Origin of the sequence: uncultured Agrobacterium sp. (assembly GCA_913777615.1) — a bacterium.
Taxonomy (GTDB): domain Bacteria; phylum Pseudomonadota; class Alphaproteobacteria; order Rhizobiales; family Rhizobiaceae; genus Agrobacterium.
Genome location: CAJYTK010000020.1, coordinates 129738 through 148539, shown reverse-complemented (window position 1 = coordinate 148539; position 18802 = coordinate 129738). Strand labels below are relative to the sequence as shown.

Sequence of the window (18802 nt, the reverse complement as noted above, 5' to 3'; positions counted from 1 at the left end):
GAAGACGACCAACGATGCCCACCGCCTTTCTGTGTCAAGACGTTCGGTCTTGATCGGAAGCGCGGTCCTTGCAGGTGCCGCACTCTCGCCATTCGCTTTTTCACCCGCTTATGCAGCAACCAATACAGCACAAGGAGATATCACCATGGGTTATGTTACCACCAAAGACGGCGTGCAGATCTTCTACAAGGACTGGGGTCCGAAGGACGCTCAGCCGATCGTTTTCCACCACGGCTGGCCGCTGTCTTCCGACGACTGGGACGCGCAGATGCTTTTCTTCCTCTCCAAGGGTTACCGCGTCGTGGCGCATGACCGTCGCGGGCATGGCCGCTCCGAGCAGGTGTCCGAGGGTCACGATATGGACCACTACGCCGCCGACGCCTTTGCCGTCGTCGAAGCGCTGGACCTGAAGAACGCCATCCATATCGGCCATTCCACCGGCGGCGGCGAAGTTGCCCGTTACGTTGCCAAGCATGGCGAACCGGCAGGGCGCGTTGCCAAGGCGGTTCTGGTTTCCGCAGTTCCGCCGATCATGGTCAAGACCGCCGCCAACCCGGAAGGTCTGCCGATGGAGGTCTTCGATGGTTTCCGTTCCGCGCTTGCCGCCAACCGCGCGCAGTTCTTCCGCGATGTTCCGGCTGGTCCCTTCTACGGCTTCAACCGCGACGGTGCCGAGGTGCATGAAGGCGTGATCCAGAACTGGTGGCGTCAAGGCATGATGGGTGGCTCGAAGGCCCATTACGATGGCATCAAGGCTTTCTCCGAAACCGACCAGACGGAAGACTTGAAAAACATCAGCGTCCCGACGCTGGTTCTGCATGGTGAAGACGACCAGATCGTTCCGATTGCGGATTCGGCCCACAAGTCGATCAAGCTTCTGAAGAACGGTGAATTGAAGACCTATCCCGGCTTCTCGCATGGCATGCTGACGGTGAACGCCGATGTCTTGAATGCCGATCTTCTGGCATTCGCCAAGAAGTAAACAAGCTCAAACGCCACTGGCCGGGCGCAAACGCTCGGCCAGCGGCTTTTTCACTCATGGGCTGTCTGCCACAGAAAGATTTCCGATAGTTACATTTCTGTGCCTTCTTGTGTGCGCCGCAACAAAACCTATCTGTGTTGGCGTTTCAAAAGGGGCTTCAGACCGCGCAGTGACGCGCATGGCTGGCCCGCCAAGGAGTTTTTATGCTGATCGATAAATTGAACTGGCGTTATGCCACGAAGAAGATGGACCCTGCCAAGGCTGTGTCCGAGGACAAGGTGGACCGCATCATCGAGGCGGCGCGTCTGGCTCCGACGTCCAGCGGCCTGCAGCCCTTCGAAATCATCGTCGTCACCAATCCGGACGTTCGCGCCAAAATCCAGGAGATCGCCTGGAACCAGGCGCAGATCACCGATGGTTCGCATCTCTTGGTCTTCGCCGCTTGGGACAATTATACACCAGAGCGCATCAACCACATGTTCGATCTGACGAACGAAGAGCGCGGCTTCAAGAACGAAGGCTGGGAGAAGTACCGTCAGTCCCTTCTCGACAGCTATCCGAAACGCGACCCCGAGGTTAATTTCGAGCACGCCGCTCGTCAGGCCTATATCGGCTTCGGCATGGCCGTCGCACAGGCTGCCTTCGAAGGTGTGGATGCAACGCCGATGGAAGGCTTCGATCCCGCCAAGCTGGACGAGATCCTCGGTCTTCGCGAAAAGGGTCTGCGCTCGGTGACGATCCTGCCGCTTGGCTATCGCCAGGAGGAGGGTGACTGGCTGGTCAATCTGAAGAAGATCCGCCGTCCGCTGGATCAGTTCGTCTCGAAGGTCGAGTGACCGGATTTCGGCTTTTCGGGCAGATTTTTCCGCCATTCGCGGATAATTGAAATATCCTGCCTATAAAATGGTATCGCATACGGGCATGTATGCGATACACAAATGGCTTACACGCTATGTCCTCCACGGACTTCGGCGGAAAGCCATCACCCTTGGAAAGTCGACCATGCTCTCAGATGTCTTTCATTGTCGAATGTGCCAGATGGCGGCATGACCGGTTGTGGCCCGATGGGCCGTTTGCCGCAATGAAAAGACGCAACTCCTCAAGAGCAATGGCATGAATTCCGAAATTTCAAAGAGCGCAGAGCGCTCGGTCCCGACATCGACAGCCGACCCGATGGTGGTCTTCGATGCCGTCACCAAGACTTTTGGTGGCAGCGGCAGCCAGCCTGCCTTTAGGGCGCTGGCGGGCGTCGATTTCATCGTTCCGCGCGGTGGCATATCCGGCATTATCGGCCGTTCGGGTGCCGGCAAATCCACCATGATCCGCCTCGTGAACGGGCTGGAACGCCCGACGTCGGGCAAGGTGGTGGTGGATGGCGTCGATGTTGGTGCGCTGGACGAGAGCGGCTTGCGCACCCTTCGCCGTTCCGTCGGCATGATCTTCCAGCATTTCAACCTGCTGTCGTCGCGTACCGCTTATGACAATGTCGCGCTGCCGCTGGAAATTTCCGGCGTCTCGAAGGAGGACATCAAGCGCAAGGTCGGGCCATTGCTCGATCTGGTCGGGCTGGGTGACAAGGCAAAGCGCTATCCGGCGGAGCTTTCCGGCGGGCAGAAGCAACGTGTGGGCATAGCGCGTGCGCTTGCCACCGAGCCGAAGCTGCTGCTCTCCGACGAGGCGACGTCCGCGCTCGACCCTGAGACGACGCAATCCATCCTGGAGCTGTTGAAGCGCATCAATGCCGAACTCGGACTGACCGTGCTGCTCATCACGCATGAGATGGAAGTGGTGAAGACCATTGCCTCGCAGGTTGCCGTCATCGACAAGGGCCTGATCGTCGAGCAGGGCTCCACCTTCGATATCTTCACGAACCCGCGCCATGAAACGACCCGCAGCCTGTTGTCATCCGCCGTCGGCGTCAAGCTGCCGCATTGGGTGACCTCCGGCCTGAAGAGCGAACCGGGGGGCCTCAGTGACCGCATTCTGGTGCGCCTCGTTTTCTTCGGCGATACGGCCTTCCAGCCGCTTACCGCCCGTCTCGTCAACGAGATCGGCCCGGATGTGAATATTCTGGCCGGAACCATAGAAGAGATCGCCGGTGCGCCCTTCGGCTCGCTGGTCGTCTCTTATCCCGCAACACCGGATGTGCTGGCGCGGGCCAAACGCGTCTACGACGAAACGGGTCTGACGACGGAGGTGCTTGGCTATGTCGCCTGATATGCTGTTCAACATTCTCCTCAAGGGCCTTATCCAGACGCTGCATATGGTGGCGGTGTCCGGCATCGTCGGTTCGCTGCTTGGTTTGCCCATCGGCATATTCCTTGCCACCAGCGGCAAGGGCGAGTTGTTCGAAGCGCCGATGGCAAACCGCATCATCGGCTTCATCGTCAATGCGGCGCGCTCCACACCCTTCATCATTCTGGTGGTGGCGATCATTCCCTTCACCCGGCTAGTCGCCGGAACCTCGATCGGTACCAATGCCGCCATCGTGCCGCTGACGGTGGCCACCGTGCCCTTCATTGCACGACTGGTGGAAGCGGCCATCCGCGAGGTGGACAAGGGGCTGATCGAGGCAGCGCGTGCCATGGGAGCCACACCGCTCCAGATCGTCACCAAGGTGCTTCTGGCCGAAGCCAAGCCCGGCATCACGCTGGCGCTGACGCTGACACTCGTCAGCCTCATCGGTTACTCGGCGATGGTCGGTGCGGTCGGCGGCGGCGGGCTTGGGGACCTCGGCATTCGCTACGGCTACCAGCGCTTTATGCCGGATGTGATGCTGGCGGTGGTCGTCGTTCTCATCGTGCTGGTGCAGCTGGTGCAGAGCGCCGGTGACGCGCTCGCCCGCAGCTTCGACAAACGCAACCGCAAGAATTGACCTTCAACGTGCGGGGTTCGCCCCACGCTCAAGAGATAACAAACTAAAGGAGACACCTCATGAAAAAGCTTATCATCGCTGCTTCTCTCGCAGCACTGTTTGCCGGCAGCGCGCTGGCGGAAACCATCAAGATCGGCGTCACGCCTGCCGAACATGCGCAGATCATGGAGCAGGTGAAGAAGGTTGCCGCGACCAAGGGTCTCGACATCGACATCCTCGAATTTTCCGACTACGTCGTGCCGAACCAGGCGCTGGCCGATGGCGAGCTGCAGGCCAACTCCTTCCAGCACCAGCCTTACCTCGACAATCAGATCGCTGATCGCAAGTTCGATCTCGTCAGCGTCGGCACCACCATCACCACGCCGATGGGCGTCTACTCCAAGAAGGTGAAGAGCCTCGACGAGCTGAAGGATGGCGCGACCGTCGGCATTCCCAACGACCCGACCAATGGCGGCCGCGCACTTCTGGTGCTGGCGTCCAAGGGGTTGATCAAGGTGAATGAAGCTGTTGGCCTCAAGGTCACGCCAGCCGACATTACCGAGAACCCGAAGAACATCCAGATCGTCGAACTGGATGCCGCACAACTGCCGCGCTCGCTGGATGATACCGATGCATCGGTGATCAACACCAACTACGCAACGGCTGCCGGTCTGAACCCGAAGAAGGATTCGATCGCCATCGAAAGCGAAAAGTCTCCCTATGCGAATGTGATTGCCGTGCGCGCGGAAGACAAGGACAAGCCTTGGGTCAAGACGCTGGTCGAATCCTACCACAGCCCGGAAGTGAAGAGCTTCATTCTTGAGAAGTATAACGGCACCGTCATCCCGTCCTGGTAACAGGCTGTCCTAAGGTTCAGATCGGTCGATTGCTGATGGCATGGCCGCCCTTGCGATGACGTGTAGAAAATCGCCCCTTCCGCAACCGCCGAAGGGGCTTTTACTTGCGCAGGTGGCAGAATTGTACGTTTTGTACCAAGTTTCTGCGCGCGCCCTTAATCTCTTTTGAATGTTTCGCCCGCACCATGGCCTTTTAAGAGAGTGTGCAAGTACGTTTAGTGTGGGGCAGGGCAGCATGGGGATGATCGGCAGGAGATCTGCGGTTGCAGGTGTTCTTTTCGCCTTTGCGCTGATCGTCATCCTGATCACAGCGCTCGTTCTCTCAGCACTCACCAATGTCACACAGATGGCCAACCGGCTTGACGAGGAACGGTCTCTCCAGACGGCACGCGGTGCGCTGTCCACGTTTGTGCAGCAGCTTGGCGCGACGCTGAATGATTACGCCGCTTGGGACGATGCCGCCCGTTTTGTGTATGCACCCGATGGCGCTGACTGGATCATCAGCAATTACGGCAACATGACCGTCAATAGCGAGCTATTCGATACCGCGGTCGTTCTGGACGATCGGGACGGCGTGCTGCTGGCCTATCAGAATGGCGCGCCTGCACCCTGGAGCGTCGGCTCCTATTTCGGCGCCAGCATTTCTGAAATGATCAACCGGATCCGCAATGCTGGACCGGGGACCAAGCCCGAAATGGCTGGCTTCATCCGCACGCGTGATGGCATTGCCGCCGCCGGTGTGGCGCTGGTGCGCAAGAAATCCGGTGAGCTCGATCCCGCGCTTGGCAAGCGCTATCTGGTTTTCGTTCGCCATCTGACAAATGAGAAGGTCGGCAAGCTCGGCCAGACCTATCTGGTCAACGGGCTGTCGCTCAATACTGGCCTTGCGGCCACGCCCTATTACGTCGATATCGTCGATGCGCATGGGGAAATCCTCGGCAAGCTGACCTGGACATCGACCATGCCCGGCGATGTCAGCCTCAATGAGGTGCGCCCGCGGGTGTTGACCGCCTTTGCCATCGTCGGCGTTTTCTTCCTGGTGCTCTTCGTTTTCGGCCTTGCCGTTATCCGTAGGCTCAGACGGGAGGAAGCGGTCATGCGCGAAGAGCTGCTGGTCGATCGCTTGAGCGGGCTCCATAATCGCCCCGGCCTATTTGACGGTCTGAAGCGCATGACCGAGATGGCGAGTGCGGACGGCTCCTATGTAAAGCTCATCTATCTCGACCTCGATGGCTTCAAGGATGTGAACGATTCCTTCGGCCACGAGGTGGGCGACCTCCTTATCAAGGCCTTTGCCGCAGCACTCAGGGTTCTTGCCCCCCGCGACGCTCTTCTTGCGCGCCTTGGCGGGGACGAGTTTGCGATTGCCTTTCAAGGTCCCAACGCCCGCATCGAGGGACGCATGTTCTGCGAAGCGCTTCTGGAACTCGTTTCCGAACCCTTCATGCTAGGCGATCGCGTCGCCGCAATCGGCTGCAGCATCGGCATGTCCGTCTCCAAGGGTGGCGATATCAATGGCGAAGAACTGCTGCGGCGGGCAGATATGGCCATGTATGAGGCGAAGGAAGGTGGCGGCGGACGCTACTTCGCCTATCAGGCCGATCTCGACGCGCGCCGCGAAGAGCGCAAGCAGCTGGAAGCTGACCTGAAATACGGCATCGACAATCACGAAATCCGTGTTGCCTTCCAGCCTGTGGTCAACACGCTGACCCGCCGTATCATCGGGGTGGAGGCACTCGCCCGCTGGGATCGCCCAGGCTACGGCCCGGTCTCCCCGGATGTGTTCATTGCCGCTGCGGAATCGAGTGGGCTGATCGACAAGCTCGGCATACAGGTCATGCGCACGGCGCTCAAAGAAGCGGCCGCATGGCCGGACCTGAAGATCGCCGTCAACATCTCCCCCGTCCAGTTCCGCAATCCCGCCTTTGCCGGACACGTGGTGCAGCTGCTGGAAGAAACGGGCATTGCCCCTGAGCGGGTGATGCTGGAAATGACAGAAGGCTATTTCATCCATCACCCGGAGCGTGCGCAGGCGGCTATCGAAAAGTTGCAGCAGATCGGGGTCAGCGTCGCGCTCGACGATTTCGGCTCGGGCTTTGCCAGCACCGGCTATTTGCGCCGCTTCGGCTTCGACCGCATGAAGATCGACAAGTCGCTGGTCGAGGCGCTCAATGAGGGCGGGCGATCCTTGGAAATGCTCACCGCCACCGTGGCGCTTGCCCGCTCGCTCGGCATTCCGGTGACGGCAGAAGGTATCGAAACCGAAGACCAGGCCGTGATCCTGCAGATCTGCGGCTGTGACGAGCTTCAGGGTTATCTCTTCTCCAAGCCGCTCTATGCCGCAGGCATTCACGAATTGCTCGCACAACAAAATGCGCCGCTGGAGCAACTGAAAGCGTCCTAAAGCGTGGCTTCTCATGCCGTTGTGGCGAGATCGCTGAAAAGTTTCGCGCGCAGCGAGCTTCAAGCTGGATGGTAACTACCGTCCCAGATGCTTTTCGCCACGCTTCTTGGCGATATCGATCTGCTTCTGGCGGTCGCGGAAGCGTTGGCGATCTTCTTCGGTGCGGTCGTGGTAGCAGCTCGGGCAGGACACACCCTCTTCAAAGAGCGGCGACAGGCGCACCTCTTCGGTGATCGGGTTGCGGCAGGCATGGCAAAGCTGATGGTCGCCTTCGGCAAGGCCGTGGACGACGGAGACACGCTCGTCAAAGACGAAGCAGGCGCCTTCCCACAGGCTTTCTTCTTCCGGCACCTCTTCCAGATATTTCAGAATGCCGCCTTTAAGGTGGAAGACATCTTCAAAACCCTGTTCCTTCATGAAGGCCGTGGCCTTTTCGCAGCGAATGCCGCCGGTGCAATACATGGCGATCTTCGGCTTGTTGTGCAGGCCGGGATTGTTCTTCACCCAATCGGGAAACTCGCGAAACGTCTTGGTCTGCGGATCGACAGCGCCCTTGAAGAGACCGATTGCCGTTTCGTAATCATTGCGCGTATCGATGACGATGGTGTCGGGATCGGAAATCAGCGCATTCCAGTCTTTCGGATCGACATAAGTGCCGACGATCCGGTTGGGATCAATATCCGGCACGCCCATGGTGACGATTTCCTTCTTCAGCTTCACCTTCATGCGCACGAAGGGCATTTTCGACGCACGGCTTTCCTTGTGCTCCAGGCTCGCAAATTCCGGCTGGGCGCGAAGATAGGCAAGCACGGTCTTCACACTTGCATCCGTACCGGCAATCGTGCCGTTGATGCCTTCCGCCGCAAGAAGCAACGTGCCCTTCACACCCTGTTCCTGGCAGAGCTTGAAGAGCGGATCGCGCACGCTCTCAAACCGCGGGAAGCGGGCGAAGTGGTACAGCGCTGCCACGAGGAAATCGCCAGCGGCACCGGAGAGGGTGGAACTGGAAGACGTCGCCTCGGCGGTGGCGTCCGGGCGGAAGGATGTCGTGTTGTCGGTCATGGCCGCTGAAATACAGCCATCCGGGCGCTGTTGCAATCCTGATTGCGCCGGATTTGCGCCGGGGGTCTCAGCGCTTGACGATGGTCAAGTCTTGCAATCCAGACTTGGCTTCACAACAAATCCGACTGTATCGGTATCAGCCCGAACAGATTGAGGTGAACATGAGACATTATTTCCTACTGGCGGGCCTATGTATGGCATTGAGTGGCTGTGGCCTGCTGAAGTTGCTGGAGAGTTTTCACGAAGCGGAGGTGGCAAGGCTGAACCTTGTCGGGTTGGACTTCGAAGCCGCGAGGCAGAAAGTGGTACGCGCAGGTTTCACCTGCGGGCCCGAAGGCTTCGACGCAGGCAAGAACGCGATCCGTTGCGACAAGAAATCACCGGAGCTGCTGTGCCCTCAGCGGCGCTTTGTGTCTTTCACCAAGGACCCGAAGAGCGGCAAGGTCATCAGCGTCGGGACGCGCGTGGTCGATAATTTCTGCCTGGGGGCCGCTTAGGCCGGGAATGGCGGCAAAGCGTCGAGCCGAGGCACTAGAGCGCCGTGAGTCCTATTGGACACACAAAGCACGATGCTGTAGCGCAGCGACAGTTTCTTGTCGCTGCGTCTTCATCTCAGCGCGCGGCATGCTTCCACAAAAGCGCAACAATCGCCGCCTCGCGGCCTGCACTTTCGGCAAATACGTGATCGGCGAGTTTCAGGCTCTCTTCGCGCAGTGCCTGCTGCCGGTCGATGATGGCGTCGAGCAGCAGGGCAAGCGTTTCACCGCCTGCGAAGCTGTCCGGTTCTCGGTCGGCGAAGGCGGCGAGCACCGAGAGATCGTGCTCGTGGCCAAGCAGCTTTACCAGTTGCTTGGCATCCGCCCTCTTGGCGCGCATGGCCGAAGGCCAGAGCTTTTGTAACAGCGCCAGTTGCATCCAGTAGACTTGGCCGCTTTTGCGCAGGTCGTGAAAATACTCGTCATGGGCCTGTCCGTGACAGAGGCCAAGAGCGTCCAGCGCCTTTCGACGTTGCTTGCGCCAGGTCTCGCGGATCATCTTCAACGCGGTCTTTTCGCCGTGGGAGAGCGACAGGGCCGAGAGCGCATCCCTGCCTTCTTTGCAGGATTGGATTGCGGCTTCGATCCGCTTTGGCAGATCGCCGTCTTCACCGGTCGTGGCATCGCGACGCTTGCTCAGCACCTCATGGGCGGCGGCCAGTGCATCGCGCTCGGCATCGGAGCGAGCGAAATCTTGCAGATAGGTGATGGTTTCCACCAGTGCTGCGGCATCGCGCGCGGCGGACAGCGAGCGGGCGATATCGCGGAAGCGGGCGGCTTCCGTCTTGCGGAACTCCGGTGCCTCCTTTTCGAGGAAGCGGTAAAGTGCCCTGATGCGCTTGAACTTCTTGCGCGCATCATGCACCGCACGGTCGGTACCGTCCGGCTGGTCTTTCAAAAGGGCGATTGCATCGTCGATAAGTTCAAGTCCGGTGCGCTTGATCTCCTCGACGAAGGAGCGTGTCGGATCAATCCTGAAGGACATGGCGCAGCTCCCCGCTCAAATCTTCCATGGCCATGTGCTGGTTCGAATATCGCCGGTCGCCGGTCACTTCCGGGCCGAGCCATGCGGGAAGGGCAGGGCGGTCGGTTTCCTGTTTCATCTCGACTTCCGCAACAACGAGGCCGTGATAGATGCCGTCAAAGACATCGACTTCCCAGACGAAGCCTTCGTGATCGACCGTGTAGCGGGTCTTTTCGATGACGATGCCGAGCGCTGCGGTGATCAGTTCGCGGGCGTCTTCGACGGTGATGGGGTATTCGTATTCGTCGCGCACAAGCGCACTGGTGCCGATCTTGATGGTGAGGCGGGCGTCGGTGTCGTCCATGATCCTGACGCGCACCGAGCGGTCTTCCATGGAGGCGACATAGGCTTGCTGGAAGGATTTCCGAGACGTCGTTTTGTGCCGCCACTCATCGCTGCGGACCAGAAACTTGCGTTCGATTTCTTTTGCCATTCAACACCCTGTGCTGTTTTGCCGGGACGGTAAACCAAGTGGTTGTCATGAAAAAGCAATAAATGAGAAATCGTTGCCTTGGCCTCGACAGGGGAGAATCGGCAGGTTATTTGAAAGCCCAATTTCAATCGGTTCAATCGCGGGAGATATCGCCATGGCCCAGGACTCCGAGAAGCTTCTTTCCATCCTGAAACTTCAACCCGTGGTACCGGTACTAATCGTGGAAGATGTGGCGTCTGCCGTGCCGCTGGCCCGCGCGCTTGTCGAAGGTGGCCTGAAGGCGATCGAGATTACCATGCGCACCCCCGTCGCACTCGATGCCATCCGCGCCGTTGCAAACGAAGTGGAAGGCGCGCATGTGGGCGCTGGCACCATTTTGAACGCCAAGGATTTCGATGCCGCTGCCAAGGCGGGCTCGACCTTCATCGTCAGCCCCGGCGTCAACAAGAGCGTGCTGGATGCGGCAGAGGGCTCAGACGTGCCGTTGCTTCCCGGTGCGGCCACCGCCAGCGAAGTCATGGTGCTGCGCGACGCAGGCTACAAGGTGCTGAAATTCTTCCCCGCCGAGCAGGCCGGTGGCGCACCTTATTTGAAGGCGCTTTCCTCTCCGCTCGCAGGCACCGTGTTCTGCCCAACCGGCAGCGTATCGCTGAAGAATGCCAAGGACTATCTGTCATTGCCGAACGTGGTCTGCGTTGGCGGCTCCTGGGTTGCGCCGAAGGAACTGATCGCGGCGGGCGATTGGGCCGGCATCACCAAGCTTGCAGCCGAAGCGGCAGCGCTTCGCGGCTGATCCTTAACCTATGCCGTTCACGACGGCGTGATGACTGGCGCCAATTGCATTGGGCCGTACACTTCCTATCTCCTGTTTCGACATTGACGCAAACAGGAGATTTTGATGTTCGACGCGAAGAAGCTTCTCGACCAGTTTTTGGGTTCGCAGGTGCCTGGACTGTCAGGAAGCGTGCGGGACCGGGCCGGCCAAGCCGCAGAGATTGCGAAGAACAATCCGATGAAGGCCGGCGCGCTGGCCGCCGCCATTCTCGGCACCAAGACGGGGCGCAAGCTTGCGGGTAATGCTGCAGCCGTCGGGGGCCTTGCCGCCATTGCCGGTCTTGGTTATCTCGCTTACCGCAACTACCAGTCCGGCAAGTCGCCGCAGGCCGTGACCCAGCCGCAGCCCACGCAGGAGCTTTTGCCGCCGCCGGTCGATTCTCCCTTTCACCCACAATCGCCCGCTCTGTCCAACAGCTTTGCGCTGACACTGGTTCAGGCGATGATTGCCGCCGCCAAGGCCGACGGCCATATCGACGCGAGCGAGCGGGCCAATATCATGGAGAAGGTCAAGATCTCCGGTCTCGACAATGAGGCGGAAGCCTTTATCGAGAAGGAACTGGCCAATCCCCTGGATATCGATGCGCTGGTGGCTGCGGCAAGGACTGAAGAGCAGAAGGTGGAAATCTATACCGCCTCGCGTCTCACCATCGAGCCTGACAGCCGGGCAGAGCGCGGCTATCTCGATCTTCTCGCCGGTCGTCTCGGCCTGCCGGATGCGCTGGTGGAGCATATCGAAGCGACCGTCTCCGCCGCCAAGGTCTGATCGATCAAAATATTCCATATCAGAGGTCGGTTGTCTTTGATGGACAGCTGACCTATTCCTCTGGGTAGAACCGCTCAGGAGGAAACATGCGCGATCTCGGCCAGTTCAAAGGATGTCCAGCACCGCAGCCGGTGACGCTTGAAGGCCGGTTCGTGACAGCCGTTCCCTTTGATCGAGCAGCGCACGAGCAGACGCTCTGGGATGCGCTTGGCGGGCTCGGCACCAATGAGCTGATCAAGTATTTTCCGAATGAGCCCTTTGCCGATGCGGCTGCCTTCAGCGACTGGATCGAGGGGATGGCGACGAGCTTCCAATGGGTGACGCTGGTTTTCATCGAGAACGCCACGAAGGAGGTCGTCGGCATGGCGACCTATATGCGCCCCGATCCGAAGAATGGTGTGGTCGAAGTGGGCTCCGTGGCGCACGGACCGAAGATGAAGCGCTCGCCGCTTGCTACCGAAGCTCATTATCTGATGGCCCGGCATGTGTTCGATGATCTCGGTTACCGCCGCTACGAGTGGAAGTGCCACAATGAGAACGAGCCATCCAAGATCACGGCCAAACGCTATGGCTTCACCTTCGAAGGCGTCTTCCGCCAGCACATGATTTCCAAGGGCAAGAACCGCGATACGGCATGGTTCTCGATTATCGACAGCGAATGGCCGGTGATCCGTGAGGCGTTCGAGGCATGGCTTTCGCCCGACAACTTCAACGAGGACGGAACGCAAAAGCGCAAGCTCGAGGATATTCGCGCAACGTTTGCTGCCGGGGTTGTCCTATGAGCGGTAACGATACGAAGTCTGCGGCTCTCGCCGCCCTCGCCATCATTCTTGGCTTTGGATTTCTGTTCTACATCATGCCCAAGATCACCTTGTGGCTGGCAAACACCTATTCAGTCTGGGTGGCAGCGGCCTTCGATATCGCCGCGGTGCTCGCCTTCTTCCTGGTATTCTGGCTTCGGGCGCGACACCAGCGCCGGGGCTGAGCGACTGGCGCGACCGCGCCGTCATTGCCTAAAAAATCTGCTCTCAGCTTCTTTTTTGCACCTTCTTTCGGCGCAATTCCAAATGATATATAGCGGCGGCATTTCAGATGCCGCCTTATATCCTTTGGTGATTTTATGGATCAGAATGTGGCCGCCAGGCCGTTGGAACTGACTGTCTACGCGCCGATTGCCCCGTCGCTCCCCATTCGAGAAGATGAGCCTTACGCCCGCGACGAGATGCTGCACGAGATTTTCGAGCAGACCGCCAAACGATATTCGTCCAAATGCGCCGTCAGGCTGCTGGGCAACGATCCGGAAAACAGCCGCCGCAAGGAACTGACCTATGCGCAGCTGTCCGAACGCGCCACGCGCTTTGCCCGCCAGCTTCAAGCCATGGGTGTGAAGCGCGGCGACCGCGTCGTCATCTGTCTGCCGCGCGGCCTCGACCAATATATGGCCATCCTCGGCACATTGTGGGCCGGTGCCTGCTATGTGCCGGTGGACTGGACCTACCCCCAGGACCGTATCGACTTCATTGCCGAGGACAGCGGCGCGACCTTGATCGTGACGGACGCGGAGCGCGCTAGCGCCATGCGGGTGCAAACCCTGGTGGTCAACGAAACGCTGGGCGATCTTGCGGCGCAGGACGCCATGGTGATCACACGCGAGGAGACCGGCGCCTCTCCGGAAGACCTTGCCTATATCATCTACACGTCGGGGACGACCGGTCGCCCCAAAGGCGTGATGATCTCGCACCGCAGCGCCTGCCATTTTCTGCGCTCCGAGGGCGCGATCCTTGCCGTCGAAGATACGGACAAGGTTTTCGGCGGCTTCAGCGTCGCGTTCGACATGTCGATCGAAACGATGTGGAGCGCCTTTTCGGCCGGTGCGGAACTGCTCGTCGCCACCGAGGCGCTCCACAAGGCAGGCCCGGATGTGGCAATCACGCTTGCAGAGGAAGGCGTCACCGTCTGGCACGTCGTGCCGTCGCTGTTCACGCTCGTCGAGGCGCAGCTCCCGACACTGCGCATCGTCAATCTCGGCGGGGAAGCCTGCCCGCCCGATCTCGTCAACCGCTGGGCGCGTCCTGGCCTTCGCATCCTCAACACCTATGGCCCGACCGAGACAACGGTGACGGCAACCTGGACCGAGGTTCAGCCCGGCCGCCGTGTTACCATCGGGCGCCCGTTGCCCGGCTATACGGCCTGGATCGTCGACGACAAGCTCTGGCCGGTGAATGCCGGCACTGAGGGCGAGCTCGTGATCGGCGGGCCGGGAGTGAGCTGCGGCTATGTGAACCGCCCCGACCTGACCGCAGACAAATTTGTCATGACGCCGTTCAACGGGCCGGATGGCAAGCCTGCCCGGATCTACCGTTCCGGCGATCTGGTGCGGCTCGATTCCGTCGGTGATATCGAATTCATGGGCCGCATCGACACGCAGGTGAAAATCCGTGGTTTCCGCGTCGAGCTGGCGGAAATCGAGGCGGTAATTGCCGAGGATAGCGCCGTGGCGCAGGCTGTCGTGCATCTCTTCCGCGATGATGACGGGTCGGAGTTGCTGGCTGCCTTCCTGGTGGCGCGTGGCAGTGGGGCGATCGACATCGACGCGGCTCGCAAGCGCGTCAATGACCGCTTGCCGAACTATATGCGGCCCGCCGCCTATCAGGTGCTGGAGGCGCTGCCGACACTTCCCGCTTCCGGCAAGGTGGATCGCAAGGCGCTTCAGCGTCCGCTGGTGGTCACCACGTCGGACCGCGAAACTGTTGCGCCGGAAACGCCGCTGGAAATTCAGCTGCATGCCATCTGGTCGGACGCTTTCGCGCCGCAGAAGGTGTCGGTGGAGGACGATCTGTTTGAAGATCTCGGCGGACATTCGCTGAAAGCTGCAAGACTTGCTTCCGCGCTGCGCAAATCGCCGGGCCTTGCGGGCGTCTCCATTCAGGATCTTTATGCCGCGCCTACCATCCGGCGGCTTGCGGAGCGGCTGCGCGACCGGGTGATGGCCGACAGCGCTGTGCTGGAACCCTTCCACCGGGTCAGCACGTTCCAGAAGCGGCTCTGCTTTGCGCTCCAGACGCTTGCGCTGGTGCCGATCTATGCGGTGGCGGGATTGCAGTGGTTTTTCCCATATCTCGCCTATACCTATCTGGTCGAGGATCTGGGCCGCGTTTCGGCGCTGTTGATGAGCGGCCTCAGCTTCATCTTCATTCCGCCGCTCGGCATGGTGTTTGCCATCCTCAGCAAGTGGCTGATCATCGGTCGCTACAGGGCGGGCGATTATCCGCTCTGGGGAAGCTATTACCTGCGCTGGTGGTTCGTGCGGCGTCTCTCCGACACGATCGCGACACCCTACCTCAGCGGTACGCCGATGATCCGGCTCTATTACCGGCTGCTCGGTGCCAAGATCGGCCGCCGCGCTTTTATCGGCACCGTCGCGATCGATACGGCCGATCTCGTGAGCATTGGCGACGACGCCATTCTCAGCGATTATGCGATGCTGGCCACGAGCTCGGTGGAGCGCGGCCTGCTGCGTCTGGGGTCCGCTCGCATCGGCAACAGCGCGTCTATCGGCACCATGGCGGTTGTCGGGCGCAACAGCGTGGTGGGTGACGCGGCATCGCTTGAGGATCTGTCGTCGCTGCCGATGAACCAGTCGATCCCGGCTGGCGAAATCTGGAACGGCTCTCCAGCCAAATGCATCGCGACCGGGCGCGTGGCCAAGCGCGATGAGGAGGCGGGGTTGATGCGCCGCCTGCTGGTCGGCATCGGACTTTTCATCGCCGCCGCCATTCTTCCCATCGTCGCCATCCTGCCGATTGCGCCGGGCCTGATTGCGATGATCGAAATCGACTGGAACACCGACGGGTACTCCTATCTGCTGCTCTCTCCGATCCTGGCGCTTACCTATATCGTCCTGATGTGCGTTTTGACGGTCGCAGCCAAGCGTCTCATTCTCGGGCCGGTGCGGCCAGGGCGTTACTCGATCCATAGCTGGTTCTACCTGCGCTTCTGGTTCGTCCAGCAGGTGACGGATATGGCGCTGGCGCTGCTACACCCGATCTATGCCACGCTATACGTGCTACCCTGGTACCGCGCACTCGGGGTCAGGATAGGCAAACGTGCCGAGATTTCCACTGCCGCGAAAATCGTGCCGGATCTCGTCGATATCGGGCCGGAAAGCTTCATCGCCGATGGCGTGGTCTTTGGCGCGGCGCGCCACGAGCCGGGCATCATCGAGCTTGCGCATACCCGTATCGGCCGCCGCTCCTTCATCGGCAACTCCGCCGTGCTACCAACCGGCGCCAGGATTGCCGACGGCACGCTGATCGGCGTGCTTTCCAAGCCACCGGCGGATGGAGGCGCCGAACAGCCGGATGGCACATGGTTCGGTTCTCCGCCGATTTCGCTGCCTGTGCGCCAGGCCGTCGGCCTTTTCGATGAGGGATCGCGTTTCAATCCTCGTCCGCGGCTTGTTGCGACACGCCTTGCCATCGAAGCGATCCGCGTGATCTTGCCGCTGACCCTGTTCCTCGCCTTCTTCAGCATTCTCTTTTCCATTGTCGGAGACATTCAGGATTATGACGACAGCCATTTGCTGATCGCCATTGTCTTTCCCTTTCTCTACATCGCTTTCGCGCTCGCCTGCGGCTTCTCCGTCGTTGCGCTGAAATGGGTGGTGATGGGGCGATACAAGCCGACGACCAAGCCGCTGTGGAGCACCTTCGTCTGGCGCACCGAGCTGGTGACCGCAACGTATGAAAACCTGGCGGTGCCGAACCTCTTGCAACCCTTGCGGGGAACGCCGTGGCTTTCCGTCTATCTGCGACTTCTCGGCTCGAAGATCGGCCGGGACTGCTTCATCGACACGACCGATATCACCGAGCATGATCTGGTGCATATTGGCGACGAGGTGGCGCTGAACGAATTTTCCGGTCTGCAAACGCATCTGTTCGAAGACCGGGTGATGAAGGTCAGCAGTGTCACGGTGGGTGATCGTGCGGTGATCGGCTCCTATGCCATCGTGCTCTATGACGCAGAAATCGGCGATGACGCCCAGCTAGGCGATCTCTCGGTCGTGATGAAGGGCGAGACGCTGCCGACTGGAACCTCCTGGGAAGGCTCTCCCGCACAGCCCGTGCGCAGCGCATGAGCGAAACCGTCTGGCTTTCCGGCGCGGACGATCTGACAAAAGCCCCCGGCGATGCGCCGGTGGTCTGGTATCTGCGGCTCGACGAGCCTGAGACTGAAAGACTGGCGGGAGGAGCGATGCTCTCTGCTGCCGATTTGCAGGATCTGGCATCGAAGCCTGAGGCGGGCATGCGCGTTCTGCGCCGACGCCTGGCCAAGCTGCTTCTGGCCCGGTTCTGCGGTCTGCACCCAGATGAGATCACCATCGGCAGAACCGGGATCGGCGCGCCGCAGGTTCTCCATCCAGAAGGCTGGCACATCAGCCTCGCTGGCCGCTTCCCCCATTGCCTGATCGGCCTCAGCCGTTTGCCCATCGGTGTCGATATTGAGCCCTTGGACACCGAGCCACCACCAGAAGACAGCTTCACGCGCACCGAGCGACTGGTCCTCCAGGGCGCCACGGACACAACCCTCATTACGCGCTGGACGGCAAAGGAGGCCCACGCCAAGTGCCTCGGTATCGCATCTCGCATCGATGCGGACGAGATGGAGACGGTGGAGTTGGAGGACGGCTTGAGGGTTGTTTCCCACCAAGGGGAAACGCGGGTGCACGTGCGTTTGGAGAATGGGACGGTTCAGGCCGTTGCGTGTTTAGCTGGCTCAGACGCGCCATAGATCGCGCGTATCACCCAGCGCGTTGCTCCTTATGGCTGCGCCCGAACCACAACGTTTCTGCCCTGATCCTTTGCAGTGTAGAGCGCGGCGTCGGCGCGCAAAAGCAGTTCCTGCAGCCTCTCGTTCGGGCGGGCCTGGGCAACGCCGAAGCTGCAGGTGATGCGGCCTTTGGGTAGTGGCTCCACCACGCGGCTTTCGACGGCAAGGCGCAGGCGTTCTGCCACGGACTCAGCGGCGGCGAGGTCGGCGCCGGGCAGGACGATGCAGAACTCTTCGCCACCCATGCGTGCGGCATAATCGTACGGGCGCAGGTGATCCTTCACCGCTTCGCCGATTGCCATCAAAACGCTGTCGCCAGCATCGTGGCCGTATTCATCGTTGATGCGCTTGAAGTGATCGAGATCGAACAGGATGAGCGACACTGCTTCCTCCGGCCGTGCGGCCTTGGCGCGAATGATCGGCATCTGTTCCATCAGCGCCCGGCGGTTTCCAAGCCCTGTCAGAAAATCCGTCGTTGCCTGATGCGTCAACTGCCTGGTCAAGCTCTCGACTTGCAGGAGCGTCGAACGCGCGATGTCTGTCACGGTGCCGATTTCATCGCGGGATTTCGGATAAAGCCTCAAGATCCCCTTGTCCTCCGGATACCGCTTCATGGCGTCTGCCAGCAGGTTGAGGGGTCGGATCAGCCGCCAGATGGCGAACAGGCAAAGCGCCGTCCCAACCAGGGTTGCCCCAAGGATGAGAAGGAAGACCGGTAAAGTCCCGAGCTCAAACCCCATCGATAGATAGGCGACAAGCGCTATCAGCGGCACGTGGACGCTGACGAAGCAGACGAGGAAGGTTTTCGCGACGAGGGACGATTTGATCTTCTTCAATGGTACCTCCGCATGCCGCTTATTTTTTCCCGGCCTCATTTAGAAGCTGAAAGACGAAATTCCTACACTCTATTCTGGTGGGCGACATCTTGCAGCCGAGGCGCTTGCGCTCACGTAATAAACGCGATGGCATCCTTCAAGGATGTCATCCCGATCGCGAACGGATCGGTCTTAGGCCCACGCCGTCAATCATAGAGACCACAAAGGGGACCCGCGACAAACACGGCGTCAAGGCAGAGCAAATAGTTCAAATCCAGGATGCGTTCTGATGAAACCTTTTTGCATGCCGCGTGTTAATCGCGTTGGATTTCGTCAAGTCTCAGGACTGGAACACTTTAGATAATCGTCATCGAACTACGACAACCATTCTGGAGAACCACTCCCC

General features: G+C 60.0%; 17 protein-coding genes. 13 read left to right on the top strand and 4 right to left on the bottom strand.

Annotation, left to right across the window (positions count from 1 at the left end; genetic code table 11):
• Nucleotides 1-145: 145 nt before the first annotated feature.
• The 6 genes from QZ862_RS18250 (at nt 146) to QZ862_RS18225 (ending at nt 7097) form a co-directional block, all read left to right on the top strand.
• Entirely contained in the window at nt 146-982 is an 837-nt protein-coding gene (locus QZ862_RS18250; protein WP_296014484.1) for an alpha/beta hydrolase, read from the top strand.
• A gap of 203 nt (nt 983-1185) precedes the next feature.
• Nucleotides 1186-1818 (top strand): NAD(P)H-dependent oxidoreductase, encoded by a 633-nt coding sequence (locus QZ862_RS18245; RefSeq protein ID WP_111849305.1) that lies wholly within the window; start codon nt 1186-1188, stop codon nt 1816-1818.
• 337 nt (nt 1819-2155) lie between these two features.
• Complete coding sequence (locus QZ862_RS18240) at nt 2156-3199, top strand: methionine ABC transporter ATP-binding protein (protein ID WP_296014483.1); 1044 nt, start codon at nt 2156-2158, stop codon at nt 3197-3199.
• Nucleotides 3189-3857: a methionine ABC transporter permease gene (locus QZ862_RS18235; RefSeq protein WP_111849307.1), complete on the top strand. Its 669-nt coding sequence runs from the start codon at nt 3189-3191 to the stop codon at nt 3855-3857. The genes QZ862_RS18240 and QZ862_RS18235 overlap by 11 nt, the downstream gene beginning before the upstream one ends.
• 59 nt (nt 3858-3916) lie before the next feature.
• Complete coding sequence (locus tag QZ862_RS18230; RefSeq protein WP_296014423.1) at nt 3917-4693, top strand: MetQ/NlpA family ABC transporter substrate-binding protein; 777 nt, start codon at nt 3917-3919, stop codon at nt 4691-4693.
• Nucleotides 4694-4934: 241 nt separating this feature from the next.
• A complete protein-coding gene (locus tag QZ862_RS18225; protein ID WP_296101269.1) occupies nt 4935-7097 on the top strand; it encodes an EAL domain-containing protein in 2163 nt (720 codons plus the stop codon).
• A gap of 75 nt (nt 7098-7172) precedes the next feature.
• Here the strand turns inward: QZ862_RS18225 and QZ862_RS18220 are convergent, their stop codons facing one another.
• A complete protein-coding gene (locus QZ862_RS18220; protein WP_296101268.1) occupies nt 7173-8159 on the bottom strand; it encodes a rhodanese-related sulfurtransferase in 987 nt (328 codons plus the stop codon).
• A 161-nt stretch (nt 8160-8320) separates the two neighbouring features.
• On the opposite strand from QZ862_RS18220, the gene QZ862_RS18215 reads away from it, so the two are divergent.
• On the top strand, nt 8321-8656 hold the full coding sequence (locus QZ862_RS18215) for a hypothetical protein (protein WP_296101267.1): 336 nt from the start codon (nt 8321-8323) through the stop codon (nt 8654-8656).
• Nucleotides 8657-8771: 115 nt separating this feature from the next.
• Here QZ862_RS18215 and QZ862_RS18210 read toward each other — a convergent pair whose 3' ends face one another.
• Both QZ862_RS18210 and QZ862_RS18205 read right to left on the bottom strand, forming a co-directional pair.
• A complete protein-coding gene (locus QZ862_RS18210) occupies nt 8772-9680 on the bottom strand; it encodes a CHAD domain-containing protein (RefSeq protein WP_296101266.1) in 909 nt (302 codons plus the stop codon).
• Complete coding sequence (locus tag QZ862_RS18205; RefSeq protein WP_296101264.1) at nt 9664-10152, bottom strand: CYTH domain-containing protein; 489 nt, start codon at nt 10150-10152, stop codon at nt 9664-9666. The genes QZ862_RS18210 and QZ862_RS18205 overlap by 17 nt, the downstream gene beginning before the upstream one ends.
• Nucleotides 10153-10306: 154 nt before the next feature.
• Here QZ862_RS18205 and QZ862_RS18200 point away from each other — a divergent pair, with 154 nt between their 5' ends.
• The 6 genes from QZ862_RS18200 (at nt 10307) to QZ862_RS18175 (ending at nt 17542) form a co-directional block, all read left to right on the top strand.
• A complete protein-coding gene (locus QZ862_RS18200; RefSeq protein ID WP_296014414.1) occupies nt 10307-10945 on the top strand; it encodes a 2-dehydro-3-deoxy-phosphogluconate aldolase in 639 nt (212 codons plus the stop codon).
• Between the two features lie 105 nt (nt 10946-11050).
• On the top strand, nt 11051-11752 hold the full coding sequence (locus QZ862_RS18195; protein ID WP_296101263.1) for a tellurite resistance TerB family protein: 702 nt from the start codon (nt 11051-11053) through the stop codon (nt 11750-11752).
• An 86-nt stretch (nt 11753-11838) separates the two neighbouring features.
• Complete coding sequence (locus QZ862_RS18190) at nt 11839-12534, top strand: GNAT family protein (protein ID WP_296101262.1); 696 nt, start codon at nt 11839-11841, stop codon at nt 12532-12534.
• The gene (locus QZ862_RS18185; RefSeq protein ID WP_296101261.1) at nt 12531-12737 is read left to right on the top strand and encodes a hypothetical protein; all 207 of its coding nucleotides are present in this window, start codon (nt 12531-12533) and stop codon (nt 12735-12737) included. The genes QZ862_RS18190 and QZ862_RS18185 overlap by 4 nt, the downstream gene beginning before the upstream one ends.
• Before the next feature lie 135 nt (nt 12738-12872).
• On the top strand, nt 12873-16889 hold the full coding sequence (locus QZ862_RS18180; protein WP_296101260.1) for a Pls/PosA family non-ribosomal peptide synthetase: 4017 nt from the start codon (nt 12873-12875) through the stop codon (nt 16887-16889).
• A complete protein-coding gene (locus tag QZ862_RS18175; protein ID WP_296101259.1) occupies nt 16886-17542 on the top strand; it encodes a 4'-phosphopantetheinyl transferase superfamily protein in 657 nt (218 codons plus the stop codon). The genes QZ862_RS18180 and QZ862_RS18175 overlap by 4 nt, the downstream gene beginning before the upstream one ends.
• 29 nt (nt 17543-17571) lie before the next feature.
• Here the strand turns inward: QZ862_RS18175 and QZ862_RS18170 are convergent, their stop codons facing one another.
• Nucleotides 17572-18417, bottom strand: a complete 846-nt coding sequence (locus QZ862_RS18170) for a diguanylate cyclase (protein ID WP_296101258.1) — start codon at nt 18415-18417, stop codon at nt 17572-17574.
• Nucleotides 18418-18802: the final 385 nt, after the last annotated feature.

Bases quoted from the DNA above. Each gene is read 5' to 3' on its own strand.
- QZ862_RS18200 (WP_296014414.1), top strand. From the start codon at position 10,307: ATGGCCCAGGACTCCGAGAAGCTTCTTTCCATCCTGAAACTTCAACCC.
- QZ862_RS18210 (WP_296101266.1), bottom strand. From the start codon at position 9,680: ATGTCCTTCAGGATTGATCCGACACGCTCCTTCGTCGAGGAGATCAAG.
- QZ862_RS18230 (WP_296014423.1), top strand. From the start codon at position 3,917: ATGAAAAAGCTTATCATCGCTGCTTCTCTCGCAGCACTGTTTGCCGGC.
- QZ862_RS18175 (WP_296101259.1), top strand. From the start codon at position 16,886: ATGAGCGAAACCGTCTGGCTTTCCGGCGCGGACGATCTGACAAAAGCC.
- QZ862_RS18185 (WP_296101261.1), top strand. From the start codon at position 12,531: ATGAGCGGTAACGATACGAAGTCTGCGGCTCTCGCCGCCCTCGCCATC.
- QZ862_RS18215 (WP_296101267.1), top strand. From the start codon at position 8,321: ATGAGACATTATTTCCTACTGGCGGGCCTATGTATGGCATTGAGTGGC.
- QZ862_RS18235 (WP_111849307.1), top strand. From the start codon at position 3,189: ATGTCGCCTGATATGCTGTTCAACATTCTCCTCAAGGGCCTTATCCAG.
- QZ862_RS18245 (WP_111849305.1), top strand. From the start codon at position 1,186: ATGCTGATCGATAAATTGAACTGGCGTTATGCCACGAAGAAGATGGAC.
- QZ862_RS18205 (WP_296101264.1), bottom strand. From the start codon at position 10,152: ATGGCAAAAGAAATCGAACGCAAGTTTCTGGTCCGCAGCGATGAGTGG.
- QZ862_RS18225 (WP_296101269.1), top strand. From the start codon at position 4,935: ATGATCGGCAGGAGATCTGCGGTTGCAGGTGTTCTTTTCGCCTTTGCG.
- QZ862_RS18220 (WP_296101268.1), bottom strand. From the start codon at position 8,159: ATGACCGACAACACGACATCCTTCCGCCCGGACGCCACCGCCGAGGCG.
- QZ862_RS18180 (WP_296101260.1), top strand. From the start codon at position 12,873: ATGGATCAGAATGTGGCCGCCAGGCCGTTGGAACTGACTGTCTACGCG.
- QZ862_RS18240 (WP_296014483.1), top strand. From the start codon at position 2,156: ATGGTGGTCTTCGATGCCGTCACCAAGACTTTTGGTGGCAGCGGCAGC.
- QZ862_RS18190 (WP_296101262.1), top strand. From the start codon at position 11,839: ATGCGCGATCTCGGCCAGTTCAAAGGATGTCCAGCACCGCAGCCGGTG.
- QZ862_RS18195 (WP_296101263.1), top strand. From the start codon at position 11,051: ATGTTCGACGCGAAGAAGCTTCTCGACCAGTTTTTGGGTTCGCAGGTG.
- QZ862_RS18250 (WP_296014484.1), top strand. From the start codon at position 146: ATGGGTTATGTTACCACCAAAGACGGCGTGCAGATCTTCTACAAGGAC.